General features: G+C 68.7%; 15 protein-coding genes. 7 read left to right on the top strand and 8 right to left on the bottom strand.

The window, feature by feature from the left end; translation table 11 throughout:
• Positions 1 to 35 precede the first annotated feature (35 nt).
• The 5 genes from E0H45_RS35180 to E0H45_RS35160 form a co-directional block, all read right to left on the bottom strand.
• Positions 36 to 692: a Rid family hydrolase gene (locus E0H45_RS35180; RefSeq protein ID WP_131345492.1), complete on the bottom strand. Its 657-nt coding sequence runs from the start codon at positions 690 to 692 to the stop codon at positions 36 to 38.
• Positions 689 to 2,269, bottom strand: coding sequence for a flavin monoamine oxidase family protein (locus E0H45_RS35175; RefSeq protein ID WP_131345490.1), 1,581 nt, complete (start codon positions 2,267 to 2,269; stop codon positions 689 to 691). The genes E0H45_RS35180 and E0H45_RS35175 overlap by 4 nt, the downstream gene beginning before the upstream one ends.
• Before the next feature lie 114 nt (positions 2,270 to 2,383).
• Positions 2,384 to 3,142: a S1 family peptidase gene (locus E0H45_RS35170; protein WP_131345487.1), complete on the bottom strand. Its 759-nt coding sequence runs from the start codon at positions 3,140 to 3,142 to the stop codon at positions 2,384 to 2,386.
• Between the two features lie 36 nt (positions 3,143 to 3,178).
• The gene (locus E0H45_RS35165) at positions 3,179 to 5,308 is read right to left on the bottom strand and encodes a bifunctional polysaccharide deacetylase/glycosyltransferase family 2 protein (protein WP_238155520.1); all 2,130 of its coding nucleotides are present in this window, start codon (positions 5,306 to 5,308) and stop codon (positions 3,179 to 3,181) included.
• The gene (locus E0H45_RS35160; protein ID WP_131345484.1) at positions 5,305 to 5,712 is read right to left on the bottom strand and encodes a hypothetical protein; all 408 of its coding nucleotides are present in this window, start codon (positions 5,710 to 5,712) and stop codon (positions 5,305 to 5,307) included. Before E0H45_RS35160 ends, E0H45_RS35165 begins: the two co-directional genes overlap by 4 nt.
• Before the next feature lie 260 nt (positions 5,713 to 5,972).
• Between E0H45_RS35160 and glgX the strand changes: the two genes are divergently transcribed.
• The 4 genes from glgX to E0H45_RS35140 all read left to right on the top strand — a co-directional run bounded on the left by glgX (position 5,973) and on the right by E0H45_RS35140 (position 12,561).
• On the top strand, positions 5,973 to 8,090 hold the full coding sequence (glgX, locus tag E0H45_RS35155) for a glycogen debranching protein GlgX (RefSeq protein ID WP_131345481.1): 2,118 nt from the start codon (positions 5,973 to 5,975) through the stop codon (positions 8,088 to 8,090).
• Entirely contained in the window at positions 8,087 to 10,483 is a 2,397-nt protein-coding gene (gene treY / locus E0H45_RS35150) for a malto-oligosyltrehalose synthase (protein WP_131345478.1), read from the top strand. The genes glgX and treY overlap by 4 nt, the downstream gene beginning before the upstream one ends.
• A gap of 5 nt (positions 10,484 to 10,488) precedes the next feature.
• A complete protein-coding gene (gene treZ, locus E0H45_RS35145) occupies positions 10,489 to 12,216 on the top strand; it encodes a malto-oligosyltrehalose trehalohydrolase (RefSeq protein ID WP_131345475.1) in 1,728 nt (575 codons plus the stop codon).
• Positions 12,217 to 12,372: 156 nt separating this feature from the next.
• Positions 12,373 to 12,561, top strand: a complete 189-nt coding sequence (locus E0H45_RS35140) for a hypothetical protein (protein WP_131345472.1) — start codon at positions 12,373 to 12,375, stop codon at positions 12,559 to 12,561.
• A 110-nt stretch (positions 12,562 to 12,671) separates the two neighbouring features.
• Here E0H45_RS35140 and E0H45_RS35135 read toward each other — a convergent pair whose 3' ends face one another.
• Together E0H45_RS35135 and E0H45_RS35130 are read right to left on the bottom strand one after the other, a co-directional pair.
• A complete protein-coding gene (locus E0H45_RS35135) occupies positions 12,672 to 13,313 on the bottom strand; it encodes a helix-turn-helix transcriptional regulator (protein ID WP_131345469.1) in 642 nt (213 codons plus the stop codon).
• Between the two features lie 99 nt (positions 13,314 to 13,412).
• Positions 13,413 to 15,023: an AfsR/SARP family transcriptional regulator gene (locus E0H45_RS35130; protein WP_165546698.1), complete on the bottom strand. Its 1,611-nt coding sequence runs from the start codon at positions 15,021 to 15,023 to the stop codon at positions 13,413 to 13,415.
• 53 nt (positions 15,024 to 15,076) lie between these two features.
• On the opposite strand from E0H45_RS35130, the gene E0H45_RS35125 reads away from it, so the two are divergent.
• The 3 genes from E0H45_RS35125 (at position 15,077) to E0H45_RS35115 (ending at position 17,248) form a co-directional block, all read left to right on the top strand.
• Positions 15,077 to 15,238: a response regulator transcription factor gene (locus E0H45_RS35125; RefSeq protein WP_131345464.1), complete on the top strand. Its 162-nt coding sequence runs from the start codon at positions 15,077 to 15,079 to the stop codon at positions 15,236 to 15,238.
• An 81-nt stretch (positions 15,239 to 15,319) separates the two neighbouring features.
• Entirely contained in the window at positions 15,320 to 16,282 is a 963-nt protein-coding gene (locus E0H45_RS35120; RefSeq protein ID WP_131345461.1) for an AAA family ATPase, read from the top strand.
• Positions 16,283 to 16,426: 144 nt separating this feature from the next.
• Positions 16,427 to 17,248 carry an SAM-dependent methyltransferase gene (locus tag E0H45_RS35115; RefSeq protein WP_131345458.1) on the top strand — a complete coding sequence of 274 codons (822 nt, stop codon included), beginning with the start codon at positions 16,427 to 16,429 and terminating at the stop codon, positions 17,246 to 17,248.
• A 368-nt stretch (positions 17,249 to 17,616) separates the two neighbouring features.
• On the opposite strand, the gene E0H45_RS35110 is transcribed toward E0H45_RS35115, so the two are convergent.
• The gene (locus tag E0H45_RS35110) at positions 17,617 to 20,178 is read right to left on the bottom strand and encodes a GNAT family N-acetyltransferase (RefSeq protein WP_131345455.1); all 2,562 of its coding nucleotides are present in this window, start codon (positions 20,176 to 20,178) and stop codon (positions 17,617 to 17,619) included.
• Between the last annotated feature and the right edge of the window lie 14 nt (positions 20,179 to 20,192).

Raw genomic sequence — 20,192 nt, 5'->3', positions numbered from 1 at the left:
CCCTGGCCGCCTCGGCCAGGGCATCCGGTGTCGGTTCAGCGTTTGGGGTAGGCCGCGTCGACTTCTACTTCGACGAGCCAGCCGCCGACCGGGAGGTTCTCGATCTCCAGGGCGAAACGGGACGGGCGGGACTTGTTGACCACGAACGGTTTCGCGGGTGCCGCCGTACCGAGAGGGACCGGGACGTAGGCGCCGGTGGTGAGGTCGGTGTTCGCGAAGTACTGGCGGTACGCGCGGTTCCACCCGGCGAAGTCTGCGACTGTCGCGCCGGCTGGGTTCTGCAGGAAGACCCGCATCGTGTAGACGTCGGCGTAGGACAGCCCGGCGGCCGCCAGGTTCTCGCCGATCCGCCGGAGTGCGTTGATCCCTTGTGCCTCGGTGATGGTGACGCCCGCGGGTAACGTCCCGCCCGGGAAGATCGCGGTGTCGATGTACGACGCCTCGGACCCGGCCGGGGCGCCGGTGTTGAGCGCCGACGGCCCGATCCCACTCGTCTTGTAGACCGGGGTGTTGGCGCCGATCCCGACACCGCTCGCGATCATCGGGTTGGCCTGTCCGGCGGGCAGGGCGGGGACGACGGTGCCCGGTTTCGGCGGCTTCGGCCGGTCCCACCATCCGGCCGCCGTACCGGCACCGGCTGTGAACGACACGACCAACGCGACGGAACCCGCGATCAAAGAGGTGCGCTTCATCGGCTCGCCACCCGACTGTGCAGGGCGGTCACGGCCGCGCGGGCGGACACCATCGCACCGTGCTGCCAGGCGATGGCGTGCGACAGATGGTCGCCGGCGAAGTAGATGTTGCCGGTGGCATCGAGCAGCCGGGCGTAGATGCCGTCGGTCTGCGACGGCCAGCTGACCCAGGACGCCTCGGAGTACTTGGTGCCCATCCAGTTCACCGAGAACGACGCCTTCACGTCCTTCGTGTAGACGTCACCGTGCATCTTGGCGCCTTGCATCAGCGCGCGCTCCAGTCGGGCCGGCGGCGTCAGAGCGCCGTACGCGTTGGCGTTGGCGCCGGTGTTGTAGTAGCCGATCACGGTTCCGCGGTTGCCGTGGAACCCGTACGACGGGTACCAGGTGTTGACCGTGTCGAGGTTGCTGTTGGTGATGCCGCCGTAGATCCGGTGGTCCTCCTCCCACCAGCGCCGGCCGTACTCGATGCCGATCTTGCCCGCGTTCGTCGGCACGGCGTACTTGAGTGCCTCGACGATCGGCGCCGGCAGGTTGGACGGAACCTTGGCGGCCAGGTGCGGTGGCAGCGTGCAGATCGCGTAGTCCGCGGTGATCATCCTGGTCCGCGACCCGGTCTTGTAGGTGACCTGGACACCGTTGCCGGTGTTGCTCATCCCGGTCACCTCGGCGCCGTACCGGATCTTGTCCTTGCCGACGGCCCGCTCGAACGCGTACGGGATCCGGTCCATCCCGCCGACCGGCTGGAACATCATCACCGCCTGGTCCCAGCCGAACTCGAACGAGAAGTAGTTGCCGACACCGCTGGCGAAGACGTCGCTCAGCGCGTACGGCGCGGCCGTCGTACCGCCCTCCATCCCGGCGCCCGGCTCGACCGTGTAGCCGCGGCGGCCGTCGGTCCCGGTGTAGGCGAACCCGGAGGCCTTGTTCCCGATCGAGCCGAAGCTGCTGAGGAACCCGATCAGCGCCTGCTTGTCGGCCGCGGTCAGCATGGTGTCGAGCGCGCCCTGATCGGCGGCCGTGGCGAGCAGTTCGGCGACGTAGCCGTACACGTCCGCCTTGGCGGTGCGGTGCCGGATCGGCTTGTTGGACAGGCTGGTGGTGCCTTCGCGGTAGAGGTACGCGTCCGCGTTCTGGTTGACGAACGGCTCGATCGCGACGCCGAGCTCGCGGCAGTAGTCGAGCGTCACGTGGTGCTGCGGCAGCCGTGCCGGCCCGGCGTTCATGTACTGACCGGGTGAGAACGTCGCGCGCTGGGTGTTTCCGGCCAGGTCCGTCTCGACGGTGCCGCCGCGAACGGTCCAGTTGCGGCCGCCTGGGCGCTGCCGGGCCTCGAGCAGCGTGACCTTGTAGCCGGCCTTCAGGAGTTCGTACGCCGACGTGAGTCCGGCGATCCCGGCGCCGAGGATGACGACGTGCTTGGCGCCGCGGCCGTTGAGATCGGCCCGCGACGGGGCGGCGTACGCGGGAGTCTCGGCGACGCCCGTGAGGCCGAGCGCCGACATGGTGGAGTAGAGCACCCCCGCTCCACCGGTGATTCCGACCTGCTGCAGGAATTGACGACGAGTCTGCGCCATACCTTCTCCTCACTGGGCAACTGGGTAGCTGACCAGAAAGGTAAGGACATGGTGTGTTCGGGGCGTGACAGGACCGTAACGTATTGACGCTCGTACTGACAGGTATGTTTCGGATTAACGAACCTGTTGGAGCAGCGCCTTCGCCGCGCCCGCGATCTCCGTGTAAACGCCGGGCTTACCGGGTTGGGCGCAGCCCTGACCCCAGGAGACGACGCCGAGCAGCCGACCGTTCAGGACGAGCGGACCGCCGGAGTCGCCCTGGCAGGCGTCGGTGCCGCCCGCGAGGTAGCCGGCGCAGACGTTGGTTGCGGCGGCGTACCCGTTGGAGACGTAGCTCTTGACTCCCAGGCAGGCCTTGTCGCCGAGATCCGGTACGGCGGCCTTCTGCAGGGTCTCGTCCGGACCGGTGTCCTGCGTGTCACCCCAGCCGTAGACAGTCGGTACGGCGCCCGTCCGGTCCGCCCGCGCACGGGTCTCCAGGGGCAGTACCGGTACGCCGACGAACGGCTTCGCCAACGTCAGCACGGCAACGTCGTACCGGTGGTCCTTCGTGTTGTATCCAGGGTGGACCCACGCCTTGCTGATCGCCGACACCCGCCCGACCGAGCCGTCCGCGAGGTCGGCCCGCCCCTGCACCGCGTAGTACGTCGACACCGCCTCGTCCATGCAGTGTGCGGCGGTCACGATCTTGTTCGGCGCCACGAGGGCGGCCCCGCAGTACCGGCCGCTCGACGACATGGACTGCGTGTTGTTCAACGCGATTGCCCACGGCGCCTCGGTCGGACTCGCCACCGTCCCCCCGACGACCACCGGCTTCGCGCCGGCCGTGACAACCAGGAGAACCCCGACAAGAAGTGCGGCCCGCTTCAACATTTCCCTAACCCTACGTGCGACGACTGTCACAGTAGGTTAGCGAACGTCCGAGCCCACGGGTGCTTGGAGGCTGCCGTAGCGCTCCATGCGTTGCCAGCGGAGCCTGGTGCCGGCCAGTGCGGTGAAGACCGACTGGATGACCACCAGGTACATCAGCTGCCGGTAGACGAACTGCTGCAACGGCAGCGTCCACAGCGGCCCGGCCCGCTCCCCGTCCAGCCGGAATGCGTAGAAGCCCATGGCCACCTGCAGTAGGACGAAGCCGCCCCAGACCGCGAGCACGCGGACCGGGTCGAGGAACACCAGGCCGTAGATCGCGAACACGTCCACGACAGGCGCCAGCAGTGGCAGTAGCACCTGGAAGAGCATGAGGTACGTCAGACCGCGACGGCCGAACTTCCCGGCCCGACCGCCCTGCACCATCGCCCCGCGGTGCTTCCACATCGCCTGGAGCGTCCCGTAGCACCAGCGGTACCGCTGCCGCCACAGTGCGCCCAGCGACGCCGGCGCCTCGGTCCACGCCACCGCACTCTCCTCGTAAACCACGCGCCACCCGTCCCGGCACAGCGCCATCGTCAGGTCGGTGTCCTCGGCCAGCGTCACGTCACTCAGTCCGCCGATCCGCTCCAGCGCCGTACGACGGAACGCGCCGACAGCACCAGGCACGGTCGGCATGCACTCGGCGAGGTCGAACAACCGGCGGTCCAGGTTGAACCCGATCACGTACTCGATGTGCTGCCAGCGGCCGAGCAGGCCGCGCCGGTTGCCGACCTTGGCGTTGCCCGACACAGCCCCGACGGACGGATGCGCGAACGGCTGGATGAGGTTGCGGACAGTGTCCGGCTCGAACACGGTGTCGCCGTCGACCATCACGATCAGTTCGAACCGCGCCGCGCGCAGCCCGGTGTTCAGTGCGATCGGCTTGCCCGCGTTGGCCTGCCGGATCACGCGGACCCCGGGGATGTGCAGTGCCTCGACAATGTCCGCCGTACCGTCCGTCGACCCGTCGTCGACGACGATGACTTCCAGCGGATGGTCCGAGGCGACGAGCGAGCGGATCGCCGCCTCGATACCGGCACTCTCGTTGTACGCCGGAACGATGACGCTGACCGGTTCCGTCACCGGGGGCCCGTACGACCAGTTGCGCATCTTCACGTGCCGTCGGGCCGCGATGACTGTGGTGATCGCGCGCAGGACGCTCAGCGCGCCGGCGGCGTACAGCAGCCAGCCGATCAGGGTCATTACGGCGTCGCTGATCCGCATCGCCCAGATCACGGCGAGACCGCGACTGCGGTCCAGCACGCTCGCTTTCCGGGTGGGGTCGGGTAGACCGACCGAGTCGCTGACCGTGGCGAACCGGAAGCCACGCGCCTTCAGTCGGGGGAGCAGTTTGCTCAGCGCCGCTACCGTCTGGCTGCGGTCGCCGCCCGCGTCGTGCATCAGCAGCACCTGTCCGGCTGTGCTGCGAGGCATCGAGTTGGCAATGACCTGCTCGGTCCCGGGCTTACGCCAGTCCTCACTGTCCTGGCTGGTCAGCACCGCCAGGTACCCGGCTTCACGGGTCTCCTGGAGTGCTTTCCAGTCGCGGTCGGTCAGCGCATTCGGCTCGGAGGAGTACGGCGGCCGGAGCAGCGTCGTACTGACACCAGTGGCACCGGCGAGGATCAGTTGGCTCTGCTTGAGCTCCAGTGAGCGCCGCCAGGAGGAGACGGTCGACAGGTTCGCGTGGGTGAAGCTGTGCACTGCGATCTGGTGACCTTCGGCCACGATCCGGCGGGCCAGGTCCGGGTGCGCGGCCACCGCGGTGCCGACGACGAAGAACGTGGCGTGCACGTGCTGTTCCCGCAGCAGGTCCAGGATCCTGGGGGTCCAGACAGGATCAGGACCGTCGTCGAAGGTGAGCGCGATGGTGCGGGCCTTCGGTGACACGGAGCGGGGAGTGCCGTCGCCGGCGTCGATGACGGGTCCGCCGGTGACGATCTGCCGCGGTACCGATCCGGATCCGCCGGTCGGCTGGACCGCGCCGTCGGGCGCCGTACCGAACATGTGGTGCGTGTAGCCGTTCAGCAACAGCATGCTGGCCAGGCAGACCAGCAACATGGTCAGCACGATCCAGTGCGTGCGGAGCGGGACCTGCTTGGCTCGCCGCGCGGCAGGTCTGCTCACGGGGCAGTCGGCGCCTTGGTCTTACCGGGCGGAGTGGTCGGCTTGTTGCCGTGCGTCGTGGTCGCCGTCGGTGCGGGTGTGGTGGTCGTCGGCGAGTTCGTCCGGCCCGGTGGTGTGGTCGCGGTCGTCGGAGCAGTCGTCGGTACGACGGTCGCCGTCACCGGCGGGATGCTTGTCGGGACGGTCGTCGGCCCTGAGGTCGGTAGGCGGGTGGGGGTCGTCGACGGGGTCTGCGGCGTGGAGTTCGGCCCGTCACCCGGCGTACCGGAAGTGTTCGTCGGCCGGGGTGTTTCGATCGCGATCTCGGCCGGCGGAACGGTCGGCCGGTGCTTGGGCTTGGCCGCTTCCGGGAGCGGAATGAGCGGAGTGTCCATCCGCGGCCCGCCGAGAAGGCTACTGGCCATGAGCACGAGGTAACCGACGGTAGGTACGGCGAGGAAGGCGCCAGTTCTGCGGATGGTGCGACGGCGACGCCCGGTCGAGTCCAGGAAGACCGGCCGCCGGGCGGAATGCGACTTCACAAGCGCGAGAGCTTAGCCGAATCGAGTCAGAATTGGGATGTTGCAAGTCTTGCAGCTTCCTGCAAGCCCTTCCCCGGTGAATTCTCGCAACCGAAACACCCGGGGGTGCGGTGGCCGGGGGCAGGGGTGGCTACTGTCGTCAGGTGCAGAAATGGCCTGGTCGTCCTTACCCTCTCGGCGCCACGTACGACGGCGCCGGGACGAACTTCGCGGTGTTCTCGGAGGTTGCCGATCGAGTGGACCTGTCGCTGATCGGCGACGACGGAACCGAGCAGCTGGTCCAGCTGACCGAGGTGGACGGTTTCGTACACCACGCCTACCTCCCCGGAGTGCAGCCGGGACAGCGCTACGGCTTCCGGGTGCACGGGCCGTACAACCCGGACGAAGGCGACCGGTGCAACCCGTCCAAGCTGCTGCTGGACCCGTACGCGAAGGCAGTCGACGGGCAGATCGACGGTGACGAGTCGCTGTTCAGCTACCGGTTCGCGAAGCCGGACGAGCTGAACACCATGGACAACCGCGAGCACACCATGCTCTCGGTGGTGACCAACCCGTTCTTCGACTGGGCCAACGACCGCCCGCCGGGCCACGCGTACCACGAGACCGTGATCTACGAGGCGCACGTCAAGGGCCTCACCAAGACGCATCCGGGGCTGCCGGACAACATCCGCGGCACGTACGCCGGGATCGGCCACCCGGCCGTCATCGAGCACCTCAAGGAGCTCGGGGTGTCCGCGATCGAGCTGATGCCGGTGCACCAGTTCGCCCAGGACGGCCACCTGCAGGAGCTCGGCCTGTCGAACTACTGGGGCTACAACACGATCGGCTTCTTCGCGCCGCACAACGCCTACTCGTCGACCGGCACCCGCGGTCAGCAGGTGACCGAGTTCAAGGCGATGGTGAAGGCGCTGCACGAGGCGGACATCGAGGTGATCCTCGACGTCGTCTACAACCACACCGCCGAGGGGAACGAGTTCGGCCCGACGCTGTCGTTCAAGGGCATCGACAACGCGGCGTACTACCGCCTGGTCGACCAGGACAAGTCGCACTACTACGACACCACCGGCACCGGTAACAGCCTGCTGATGCGGCACCCGCACGTGCTCCAGCTGATCATGGACTCGCTGCGCTACTGGGTCACCGAGATGCACGTCGACGGCTTCCGCTTCGACCTCGCGGCCACGCTGGCCCGCCAGTTCCACGAGGTCGACCGGCTGTCGGCGTTCTTCGACCTGGTCCAGCAGGACCCGGTGGTGAGCCAGGTGAAGCTGATCGCCGAGCCGTGGGACGTGGGCGACGGCGGTTACCAGGTGGGCAACTTCCCGCCGCTGTGGACGGAGTGGAACGGTAAGTACCGCGACACCGTGCGGGACTTCTGGCGGGGCGAGCAGTACACCTTGGCCGAGTTCGCGTCCCGGCTGACCGGCTCGTCGGACCTCTACCAGGACGACAGCCGCCGGCCGCTGGCGAGTATCAACTTCGTCACCGCCCACGACGGCTTCACGTTGCGTGACCTGGTGTCCTACAACGAGAAGCACAACGAGGCGAACGGCGAGGGCGGCAAGGACGGCGAGAGCCACAACCGCTCCTGGAACTGCGGTGTCGAGGGCGCGACGGACGACCCCGAAGTACTGCGGCTGCGCGCCAGGCAACAGCGCAACTTCCTCACCACGCTGCTGATCTCGCAGGGCGTGCCGATGATCGCGCACGGCGACGAGCTGGGCCGGACGCAGAGCGGCAACAACAACGTGTACTGCCAGGACAACGAGATCGCCTGGGTGGACTGGGAGCTCGGCGAGCCGCAGAAGCACCTGCTCGAGTTCACCCGGTCCGTGGTCCGCCTGCGCAACAACCACCCGGTGCTGCGCCGTCGCCGCTTCTTCCACGGCGACACGGGGATCGACGGACTCGGCGACCTGGTCTGGTTCGCGCCGAAGGGCGCCGAGATGCAGAACGGCGACTGGCAGCAGAACGACGCCCGGGCGATCGCGGTCTTCCTCAACGGCGACGCGATCTCCGAGCCGGACCTCCGTGGCGAGCCCGTGGTCGACGACTCGTTCCTGATCCTGCTGAACAGCAACTACGAGCCGGTCGACTTCCTCCTCCCACCCGAGGAGTACGGCGAGAACTGGACGGTCGCGGTCGACACGACGAGCGCCACCGGCGCCGGGACCGACGAGCCACACGCCGCCGGGACCACGGTCCAGCTGGAGGCCCGCAGCACGCTGGTCCTGACCCGCCCGAGGCAGGCGGCCGGATGAAGGGGGTCCCGCAGGCCACCTACAGGTTCCAGCTCCGCGGCGAGTTCGGCTTCGACGCCGCCGCCGCGGTAGTGCCGTACCTGGACGGCCTCGGGATCTCCCACGCGTACCTCTCCCCGATCCTCCAGGCCGCACCCGGTTCGACCCACGGGTACGACGTGGTCGACCACAGCCGGCTGTCCGAGCCGATGGGCGGCCGTCCCGCGTTCGACCGGTTGTCCGCGCAGCTCACCGAGCACCGCATGGGTGCCGTCGCGGACGTCGTACCGAACCATGTCGCCGTACCGACGCCGGAGAGCCTGAACAAGGCGCTGTGGTCGGTGCTGCGGCTCGGGCCTGGTTCGCAGTACGCGGACTGGTTCGATGTCGACTGGGGTGCGGGGAACCAGCCGTTGCTCATGGCGGTGCTGGGGCAGCGGATCGGCAAGGTACTGGCGGACGGCGAGCTGTCGGTCGACGGCGACGTACTGCGGTACTACGAGCACGAGTACCCGCTGCGGCCGGGGACGGAGGAGCTGCCGATCCAGGAGCTCGTCACCGAGCAGTGGTACCGCCTCGCGCACTGGCGGGTCGCTGACGAGGAGCTGAACTACAGGCGGTTCTTCGACGTCGACACGCTCGCCGCAGTACGTCAGGAGACGCAGGAGGTCTTCGACGCGACGCATCAGCTCCTGCTCGGGCTGCTGCACGAGGGCAAGCTCAACGGCTACCGGATCGACCATCCGGACGGCCTGGCGGACCCACGCGGCTACCTGCGCCGACTGGCCGAGCGCACAGGCGGCGCGTGGGTCGTGGTGGAGAAGATCCTGGAAGGCGACGAGCAGCTGCCACGCGACTGGCCCTGCGCCGGCACCACCGGGTACGACGCCCTGCTGCGCGTCGGTGGCCTGTTCGTGGACCCGGCCGGTGCAGCACCGCTTGCAGCACTCCACTCGGAGCTCACCGGCGCACCAGCCGACTTCGGGCCCGTTGTGGAGGAGGCGAAGCGCGAGATCGTCCAGCACGGGCAGTACGCCGAGGTGCACCGACTGGTCGAGTTGCTGGCCCGCATCTGCCAGGACGACGTACGACTGCGTGACCACACCCGGCGGGCGTTCCACGAGGTCGTGGCCGAGCTGCTGGTCCAGTTCGACATCTACCGCGCGTACGTCGTACCAGGAGAAGAGGCGCCTGCTACTGCGGTTGCTGCGATGGAGCGTGCGGCCGAGAAGGCAAGGGCCAATCTCGACGAGGACCGGCAGGCGACGCTGGACGTAGTACTGCACCTCCTGCTGGGGCGTGAGACGAACGCGATCGACGAGCAGGCGCGAGCAGAGCTGATCGTGCGCTTCCAGCAGACCTGTGGTCCGGTGATGGCCAAGGGCGTCGAGGACACCGCGTTCTACCGATGGCTGCGGCTCACGTCGCTCAACGAGGTCGGTGGGGACCCGGAGCACTTCGGTGTCACGCCGGAGGAGTTCCACGCGTACGCCTCCCAGCTGAACCGGCACTGGCCCAAGACGATGACCACGCTGTCCACTCACGACACCAAACGCTCTGAGGATGTCCGCGCGCGTCTCGGCGTACTGTCCGAGCAGCCGGCCGCCTGGTCGGAGGCGGTGCGTGAGTGGCGCAGGCTCTCGGAAGACCACCGGAGCCCGTTGCTGGACGGCAGCACGGAGTACCTGTTCTGGCAGACGCTCTTCGGTACCTGGAACGACGGACCGCTCGCTGAGGACCGTCTGCAGGCCTACCTCCTGAAGGCGATCCGCGAAGCCAAGAGGCACACGAGCTGGATCTCTCCGGACGAGGAGTACGAGCAAACCGTCGCCGCCTTCGCAAAAGCAGTCCTGCACGACGACACCGTGCTCGACTCGGTACGCCGCTTTGCTGACGAGCAGACCGACTACGTGCGCGCAGCCACGCTCGGACAGAAGCTGGTGCAGCTGACGATGCCCGGCGTACCGGATGTGTATCAGGGCACCGAGCTGGTCGACCTGTCCCTCGTGGACCCCGACAACCGGCGCCCTGTGGACTACGAGGAGCGCATCGATCGGCTGCGGCGTCTGGATGACGGTGGCAAGCCGGAGGACCTGTCCGACGAGAAGCTGCTGGTCACGTCGCGCGCGCTCCGCCTCCGTCGGCAGTACCCGGACGCCTTTGCCGGCAGCTACACGCCGCTCCCGACGTCAAGCGGACATGCGGTTGCCTTCGCCCGTGGAGACGCAGTCATCACCGTGGCCACCAGACTGCCGGCTGCACTGCAGCGTCTGGGCGGCTGGGGTGAGAGCACGGTGGTGCTGCCGAGTGGCCAATGGAAGAACGTGCTGACCGGCCGCGATGTCGGTAGCGGGGCTGCGAGGATCGTCGAGCTGCTGACCGACCTGCCAGTTGCCCTGCTGGTCAGGAGCTGACAGTCATGCACACCTTCCGCGTCTGGGTCCCCGAGGCGACCAACGTCGACCTGGTACTGCGCGACGGTGTGCTGCCGATGCGCTCCGTCGACGACGGCTGGTGGGAACGCCAGGTGGTCGAGGCGCACCACGGCACCGACTACGCGTACTCCGTCGACGGCAGCGACCCGCTACCCGATCCACGCAGCCCCTGGCAGCCGGACGGCGTCCACGGGTTAAGCCGGGTCTTCGAAGCGGACCGCTTCGAGTGGAACGACGACAGTTGGACCGGTCGCGACGTACGCGGTGCTGTCTTCTACGAACTCCACCTGGGCACGTTCACGTTGGAAGGCACACTGGACGCCGCCGCCGAGCACCTGGACTACCTGGCTGTGCTCGGCGTAGAGGTGGTCTCGCTGCTGCCGATAGCCGCGTTCCCCGGCGCACACGGCTGGGGGTACGACGGCGTGGATCTGTACGCCGTCCACGAGCCGTACGGCGGCCCGGAAGCGTTGCAGCGGTTCGTCGACCGGTGTCACGACGCTGGACTCGCCGTCTGTCTCGACGTCGTCTACAACCACCTCGGCCCGAGCGGGAACTACCTGGCGAGCTTCGGTCCCTACTTCACCACTCGCCACTCCACCCCGTGGGGCCCGGCGGTGAACCTCGACGACACCGGCAGTCCCGAGGTACGACGGTGGATCTGCGACAACGCACTGCGCTGGTTCCGCGACTTCCACATCGACGTACTGCGCCTGGACGCCGTACACGCGCTGGTCGACGACAGCCCGACCCACGTCCTCCAGCAGCTGTCGACCGAAACCGCAGCGTTGTCCGAGGACCTGGGACGCCCGCTGGGGCTGGTGGCCGAGTCCGACCTCAACGACCCGCGCACGGTCGAGCCTGTGGCGCAAGGCGGGATGGGCATGACCGCGCAGTGGAGCGACGACTTCCACCACGCGCTGCACGCCCTGCTGACCGGCGAGCGGTTCGGGTACTACGTGGACTTCGGGGATCCGGCCGTGTTCGCGAAGACGCTGACGCGGGTCTTCCTGCACGACGGGGAGTACTCGACGTTCCGCGGCAAGGACTGGGGCCGGCCGATCGATCCACACAAGCAGCGCGGCGGCGAGTTCCTCGTTTACACGTCGAATCACGACCAGATCGGCAACCGGGCGCTCGGCGACCGTCCGGCGCTGACGCCGGGACAGCTCGCGATCGGCGCCGCGCTCGTGCTGACCTCGCCGTACACGCCGATGCTGTTCATGGGTGAGGAGTGGGGCGCCTCGACGCCCTGGCGGTTCTTCACCGATTTCACCGAGCCTGCGCTGGCCGACGCGGTGCGGACCGGCCGGCGCCGGGAGTTCGCGGAGTTCGGCTGGGACGCGGACGAGATCCCGGACCCGCAGGATCCGCAGACGTGGCGGAGCTCGGTGCTCGACTGGTCCGAGCCGGACGAGGCGCCGCATCGCGACGTACTCGCCTGGTACCGGCACCTGCTGACGTTCCGGGCGCGGATGCCGGAGCTGCGCGACGACCGGCTCGAGTCCGTCGGGATCGCGTTCGACCCGGCCGGCGCCTGGCTGGTGGTGACCCGCGGCAGCCTGCGAGTGGTCGCGAACCTGACCGCATCCGAGGCGGTGGTGCCGGTCGACGCGATCCCGGAGTACCTGGTGATGTCGTTCGCCGGGGCCGAGCTGACCGCCGCCGGCGTGCGGTTGCCCGCTCACGGCGTCGCGATCCTCGCCGTCTGAATTTTCCAAACAAGTGCACATTTGTGGGTCAAACCAACACAACACGGCGTTCGAGCGTGTTGATCCGTGGTGATTTCCGGAATCGCTTGCTGCCTGGGCTCTGGTGACGGACTGTAGATGAGCCAGCAGGGGACGGGGGGTTTGAGGGAGGACCGGATGACAGTCGGAGGCGTCGACACCTACTACGATTACGAAGAGAAGCAGTGGAAGAGCCGGAAGCTGGGGGGCGGCCCGATCCGCCGTGGCCCCGTGTGTCCGGCCCCACGCACCGCGGATCACGCGGTGCACGACACACATCCCGAGCGCCGTCGCGACCGCGACGTGCCGAAGCACACGCTGAACTGAAACCACTCCGGTGGCAGGGCCCGCCAGACCAGGTCACCGATCGCACCACAGCGGCCGCCGTAAGACGGTCGCTGTGGCATGCCCTGTTCAGCCGGCGGCGGACAGGATTCTCATGAGGCGCGCTCGAGGAGCCAGCCGCGGTCGGCGGCCTTGACGCCGGCCTGGAAACGGCTGCGGGCGCCGAGGCGGTTCATGATCTGTGCGACCATCCGGCGTACCGTCCGGACCGAGATGTCCAGGTGCGCCGCGGCCACCTCGTCGGTCGCGCCGAGGGCCAGCAGGCGCAGCATCTCCTGCTCGCGCAGCGACAGGTCGGTCTCGTCCGGCAGGTCCCGGTCGGCCAGCGGTACGGCGTCCGGCCAGATCCGCTCGAACAGCTCGAGGGCGGTCACCACCACGCTGGTCAGCCGCAGTACCGCGATGCTGCTGTTGGTGGAGTCGGCGGGGAGTACGGCGACCGAACCGTCGATCACGATCGCGTTCATCGGCACATGCGGGATCGTCCGTACGGCGACACCGGCGAGGGACAGCGCACCGAGGTGCCGTCCGACGGTCGGCGTGGTGCGGGCGTGGTCGGGGAAGATCGCCCGGTAGCGCACACCGTGCTTGACCTCGCGCGGCCCGAACGTCGGACCGGCAAGGGTGCTCATGGTGATCACCTCGTCCTCTGCGGACGCGAGCAACTCGGCGAGCCCACTGTGGGCCGGGATCTGCTGAAAACCGGTGGACCGGTTGAGCATCGTGACAGTCATGAGAGAGGGACCCCCAGAGGTGCGTCGTGGCGGGTAGAAGTCGAATGTGCTGAGCTGGCGGTGGCGGTGGCTGAGGCGCCGCACCGTAAGCGGCGGACCTCATGCGACCAGCTCCGCTTTGGGTCCGGCGATCACCAGCAGCTGGCCGGCGTGATCGCGGACGATCGGGTGTAGGTCGAACCGTCCCGGTGCCGGCTCGGCGACCAGGTTGAGGTCCATCAGCTGATCGATCATCAGCTCGGCCTCGGACTGGCTGGTGCCGGTGAGCCGGGCCGCCTGGCGCAGATCGAAGCGCGTTGTCATCCCGATCGACCGGTACAGCCGCTGGACCGGGCCGGGGAGCGCCTCGTACGCGGCGTCGAAGCGGGCCAGGACCTCGCCCAGCGCCTGGCACCGCGCTGCCTGGTCCTCGAGGCGGGCGGCCATCCGCGCGACGGTCCACGGCTGCCGGTTGCGCAGTCGCTCGACCAGGTGCCGGATCGCGCCCGGGTGACCGCCGCAGCAGCTCAGGATCTGCTCGAGATCGGTGAGTTTCGCGGCCTCGTCCGGTGCCAGTAGGTCGAGCGTCATGGCCGCCGTACGGTCGAGATCGGAGAGCCGCCGGCGGCTGATCACCAGCACCAGCGCGCCCGGGTCGTTCGGCAGCAGGTGCCGGACCTGGTCGGCGTGCTCGACGTTGTCCAGGATCAGCAGGCCGGTTGCCGACGGCCCAGAAATCGGCACCGAGGTCGGGTGGTGTACGTCGACGTACTGCTGGGTCTCGAAACCGGAGGCGGCGGCGACCTCGAGCGCGAACGCGGTCTTGCCGATCCCCGGCATCCCGTCGATCGTGATCACGCCGGTGGCGCCGCGCAGCGCGCGCAGCTCGGGACCGCGGCCGACGAAGGTACGAACCCGCGGCGGCAGGTTCGAGCTCACCGGCGGCACCGGCGTCGGCAGGACCGCGGGCGACTCCTCGCTGAGGATCTGCTGGTGCAGCGCGGTCAGCTCGGCGCACGGCTCGATCCCCAGGTCGCGGACCAGCGCGGTCCGGGCCCGCTGGTACGCCGCCAGCGCGTCGTGCCGTCGCCCGACCTGACGGTACGCCGCCATCAACCGGGCCCACGCCAGCTCCCGGAGCGGCTCCTCCTCGGTCAGCGCCCGCAGTACGGCGATCGCCTCGGCGGGCCGTTCCAGCAGCAGCTGTGCGTCTGCCAGGTCCTCGCGGAGCGCCCGGTGCAGTTCGGTCAGCCGGTCCACGGCCGACGTCGCATCGGCCGTCAGACCGTCGTACGGCGCACCGCGCCACAAGCTCAGTGCGCGCTGGACGACGGTGACCGCCTGCGCCGCGTCCTTCCGGCTGAGCCGCTCGCGGGCCTCGTCGCACAGGGCGGCGGCGACGTCGGCGTCGAGCTCCCCGGGCAGGACGCGCACCCGGTACGCACCCGGACGGCTCTCGATCCGCTCCTCGGGAAGCGAGCGGCGGAGCTGCCAGACGTACGTCTTCAGGTTGTTCTGCGCCGAGGCCGGCACGTCCCGGCCGGCCCAGACCGCGTCCACGAGCTGCTCGGTGCTGACCCAGGCGTTGCGGTGCAGCAGGAGCAGGGTCAGCACGGTCGCCGGCCTGCCGCCGCAGAGGTCCAGTGGGTGTCCGTCGGGCCCGTCGACCTCGAGCGGGCCCAGCACCCGGAAGCTCAACCGGTCTGGTGTGTGCGCTGCGTGACCGTTCATGACACATACGATCCGGGGAGACGATGACATTTCGATGACACACGAGGTTGACCGTGCGCGTACTGGTGGTAGAGGACGACAAGGAGCTGCAGGTGGCCGTCCCGGCGGCGCTCCGCTCCGCCAATCTCGCGGTCGACCTGGCCGTCGACCTGAAGGTCTACAACGTGGACGAAGGCGGCGCGATCTTCGAGATCCAGCTCCCTGCCGTCCAGTAGTAGACCGGTTCTGTACGGCGGATGGACCAGGGCTGAGTAGGGTCACTCAGTGCAGTTCGGCGTACACCAGGGGAGATATCTATGAGCGCGACGATTCCGCCCGGCGAGGCCTATCGGCTGGTGGCGGACAACCTGGCGAAGGTGATCTACGGGAAGCCCGAGGTGATCCGGCTGGCGCTGACCGCGCTGTTCGCCGAGGGGCACCTGCTGATCGAGGACGTGCCGGGGCTCGGCAAGACCACGCTCGCCCGGTGCATCGCGCGCAGCATCGACGCGAGCTGGAACCGGATCCAGTTCACGCCGGACCTGCTGCCCGGCGACATCACCGGCGTGATGGTGTACCACCAGGGCACCGAGTCGTTCGCGTTCCACCCGGGCGGCATCTTCGCCAACGTGGTGGTCGCCGACGAGATCAACCGCGGTACGCCGAAGACGCAGTCCGCGCTGCTCGAGGTGATGGCCGAGCGCCGCGTCACGGTCGACTCGAACACCCGCGCCGTACCGGACCCGTTCCTGGTCATCGGCACCCAGAACCCGATCGAGATGGAGGGCACCTACCGGCTGCCCGAAGCCCAGCTCGACCGGTTCCTGATGCGGATCGAGATCGGTTACCCGGACCACGACGCCGAGGTCCGGATCGTGCTCGGTGACACCGGCCGGGTCGGACCCGACTCGCTCAGCCCGGTCATCGACGTACCCGCACTGCGCAACGCGATCGCCGCCGTCCGATCGGTCCACGTGGACCCCGCGATCAGTTCGTACGCCGTGAAACTGGCCGCCGCGACCCGCGAGCACACCGCGGTCCGGTACGGCGCCAGCCCGCGCGGCAGCATCGCCCTGGTCCGCGCGGCGCGGGCGTTCGCCGCCACCGACGGCCGGGCGTTCACGACACCCGACGACGTCAAGCAGGTCGCGCATCCGGTGCTCGCGCACCGGCTGGTGCTGACGCCGGACGCGGAGCTGAGTCAACGGCCGCCGTCGTCCGTGGTCGACGAGGTGCTGTCCGCCGTACCCGCGCCGACGGCCGGCGCGACAGCGAGCTGACATGCGGCCGGCCGGATGAGGCTGACGGGACGTGGAGTGGCGGTGCTGCTCGGGTCGATCGCGGCGTACGCGCTGGGCCGAGGGCGAGCTAGTTCCCGTGTCGCATAGAGTGACTGCTGTCTCGACAAGGAAGGATTCCGCGCGATGGCCGACGCAGACAAGCCGACGGAGAGCGGACCGTTCCCGGGCTTCGACACGACCAAGCCGAGTATCGCCCGGACATACGACTACCTGCTCGGGGGCAAGGACAACTTCGCGGTTGACCGCGCGTTCGGGGACCGGTTCATCAACGAACTGCCCGGATCCCGGGTGATCGCGTACGACAACCGCGGTGCGCTGACCCGCGCGGTCCGCGAGATCGTCACGAAGACGCCGGTCCGGCAGTTCATCGATCTCGGCAGCGGGCTGCCGACCGCGGACAACGTGCACCAGGTCGCCCAGCGGTACGCGCCGGACGCGAAGGTCGTGTACGTCGACAACGACCCGATCGTGCTCGCGCACGGCCGCGCGCTGCTCGCCGAGAACGACAACACCACGGTCATCCAGGCCGACCTGCGGGAGCCGAAGGCGATCCTCGAGCACCCGGACACCGTGCGGCTGATCGACTTCGGCCAGCCGGTCGGCGTGATCTTCAGCGCCACCCTGCACCACGTGAACGACGACGAGGACCCAGCCGGCATCGTCGCCTTCTGGAAGGACCGAATCGCCTCCGGCAGCCACGTCTTCATCAGCCACTTCCGCAGCGAGAACGACCCCCGCAGCCAGGAACTCGAGCGGGTCCTCCAAGGCTCCCTGGGCCGCGGCCGCTGGCGCACCGACGCCCAGATCCGCGCCCTCTTCGGCGAAGGCTTCACCGTCCTCGAGCCCGGCATCGTCCCCGCCGTCAGCTGGCGCAACGAAGAAGCCCCCGACGACCTCACCGACTACCAACGCCTCATCGCCGCAGTACTCGCGGTCAAGAACTAACTGTTCTTCGGGGATAAGCCCCACGCGTCGGGCTGTAGAGCGGGAGAACCTTCCGTCGGCCACAGTTGCCGGCGGGCACCGGTCAGGTGTCGGATTTCCAGAAGAACTTGTTGGAGGTGTAGGTGCCTTCGGGGCCCTGGACGGTTACTCAGGTGAGTTGGCCTACGGCGCTGCAGGGGGAACTGGTCGGGGACGAGGAGTTGGCCCTCGGCGTCAGGTTCTCGATCCGGACCTGGACGAACGCGCACTCCGGGTGCTGACAGTCGTCGCCGATCGTCGCGGAGGTGGTGGTCGACGTCACCCGCCGAGTCGTGGAATGTGGTCGTGAAAACCAGCCACGATCCACGACTCGGCGGATGGGTCGCGGGTCAGTGCCGACGGGTGAGGAACGCGAACTGAGCGGTCTTGGTGCTGCCGTCCGGTTGGGTGATCTTGGCTTCGGCGCCGAGGACGAATCCACTGCGGCGGAAACGGTCGATCGCCCGCGTGTTGCGTATGTCGGGCTCGACCACGATCCGCGGATGCCCGAGGTGGCCGAAGGCGAAGCGGGCGAGTGCGCTGACCAGATGACCCGTGAACCCGTCGCGTGCCTCGCCGGGCGCGATCAGCAGATGTACCCCGAGATCCCCGGCCGCGACGTCGTACGCCGCACCCGCGGGATCCGCCTGCGGGTCGTAGGTCTGCAGTAGCGCGACCGGTACGTCGTCCAGCCGTACGACGTACACGTGATGTGTCGGCACCGAGTCCAGGAACTGGTACGTCGCCGCGATCTCGTCCCGCGACAACGCGCCCATGCCCCAGAACGCCGCCCGCTCCGCCGTCACCCACTCGTAGATCAGGTCGAGGTCGCGCGATGGATCCGCCTCCTCGATCCGCACGGTCCCGAACCCGTCGACTGCGACCGAGTACGTGCGATCCTCCCGGACCACCGCACCGTCCGCGGGCAGGAGCGAACCGCGCAACCACGACGGCAACTGGTCGTGGTGATGCGGATCCCCGAGTACGCCGGATGCGCCGAGCGGCACCACCCATCGGCTGGCCGAGCGGTCGGCGAGGTCCCAGGCGTAGCGGGCGGCGGACGCGCGGATGCAGACATCGGTGAGCCCGGGCAGGCTCGACGTCGACATCACGCAGTGGTGGTCGCCGGAGAGGCCGAGGTCGTACGGCTCCTCGCCCGGCGCGAACACCGGACCGCGCAAAGCGTGCAGCGGTGTGAGTTGGTGGGTCTCGCCCCACGGCGGCCGCGGGCTGTTGGCGGCGACCTCTTCCAGCGCCTCGCGGGCCAGCCATTCCACGTTGACGTTCGGGAGCAAGTCGGTGGCGAGGAGGCTCTCGAGCGCGTACGAGACGTGCGTCAGCGGGTCCATCCACGGGGTGAAGATGTCGGCGACGTCGGCGTTCTCGAGCATCGTGAAGTGGTCAGTGAGACGGGAGACGAGCGCCTTGCGGATCGCGGCGTACGACGACGCCGTCGTACTCGTCGCGTCCATGTGACGGTCCCAGGCGAGCAGTTCGGTGCGGAGGGCAACTGCTTGTGAGGACAGGTCATCGAGGCCGGTCAGCAGGTCCAGGACGGAGCCGGCCGAGCCGAGGTACGTGTCCCGATGGATGGTCGGCATGTCGTCGAGCGTCCAGTCGGTGCGTGCTTCCACGAGTTCGCGGATCCGGTCGGCGCGGTGCGGCGCGGCGAACTCGACCCCCAACGGCGTCGCCAGTCCGCGCGCGTTGGCCATCACCGCCGGGCCGTCCACGTCCGCCCGCGGCATCTCGTGCCACCCGTCCCACCCGAACCCAGCCTCCCAGGCCGGTACGACGCGCAACCTGTTCTCCCGCGCCCGCCGAGGCACGACCCCGGCCGTCCGATGGAGCAACCCACCCGCGGTATCAGCCGCCAGTACGACGTTGACCGGCTCAACCCACTCGTCGAAAGCCGCGTCGACATCCGCAACGCTGGTTGCCCGCAGCAACCGCCCCATCACCTCGAACCCAAGCCGCCCGGTGACACGCGGCGGATAACGAAGACTGATTCCCTCCTGAATGATCGGGCCGCGCTCGGTCTCGATCACCTCGATCTCGACGGGATCGGCTCCGGCGACCTCTACCACCTCGGTGTGGTGAGAAGCCGGTTCCCAACCGTCCGGGCCCAGCGCTTCCACGCCCGGACCGGTGCGGCGGAGTTGTTCGGCGTACAGGTCCTGGTAATCGGCCATCGCGTTGGTGATCGACCAGGCGACGCTGCCGGTATGCCCGAAGTGCGCGAGCCCCGGAATCCCAGGAACCGCAAGCCCGAGTACGTCGTACTCAGGGCACGTCAGCCGGATCTGCTGATAAACGCCCGGGCTCTCGATGTACCGATGTGGATCGCCCGCAACAATCGCCTGACCGCTGGCGGTGTGCGACCCCGGGATCAACCACCCGTTACTCCCTGCCCCGTGTGGCCCCTCCGACGAGAACAGCTCCAGCGCCGAGTCTCCGAGGTGCTCTGCGACATGGGTGCGCCAGAGCTTAGAAGGGAACCCGGCGAACAGGATGTGCACAGCCAACCAGATCCCGAGCGGCGCCCACGGCTCCCACTCCTGCAGCGTCAGCCCGGTCTCGGCGAACTCGGGCGCGCGCAAGGCACCACCCGGCAGCGCATGGTTCACACCCTCGACGTACGCCGTGACCCACTCGCGCGTCTCGTCGTCGAGCGACTCGAAACACCGCTGCGCCGTGTCCGCCAATCGCGCCTGCCGCGCGAACACGTCCCACGCGACCGCCTCCGCCCCGAGGAACCCCGCGCTCGTCCCGAGGCACCGCCGGCGCTCCAGCTCGAGCTGCCAGGCGCGGTCCCGCGCGGCGTTCACCCCTTGCAGGTACACCAACGCGAGCGGATCCCCGGCTTGCAGGTGCGGTACGCCGTACGTATCCCGGAACACCCTCGCGTTCACAAACGGTCCCCACT

It is taken from the genome of Kribbella soli (genome assembly GCF_004331345.1).
Classification (GTDB): Bacteria; Actinomycetota; Actinomycetes; order Propionibacteriales; family Kribbellaceae; genus Kribbella; species Kribbella soli.
The sequence above is the reverse complement of the archived record's forward strand: the minus strand, read 5'-3'. Positions and strand labels throughout refer to the sequence as shown.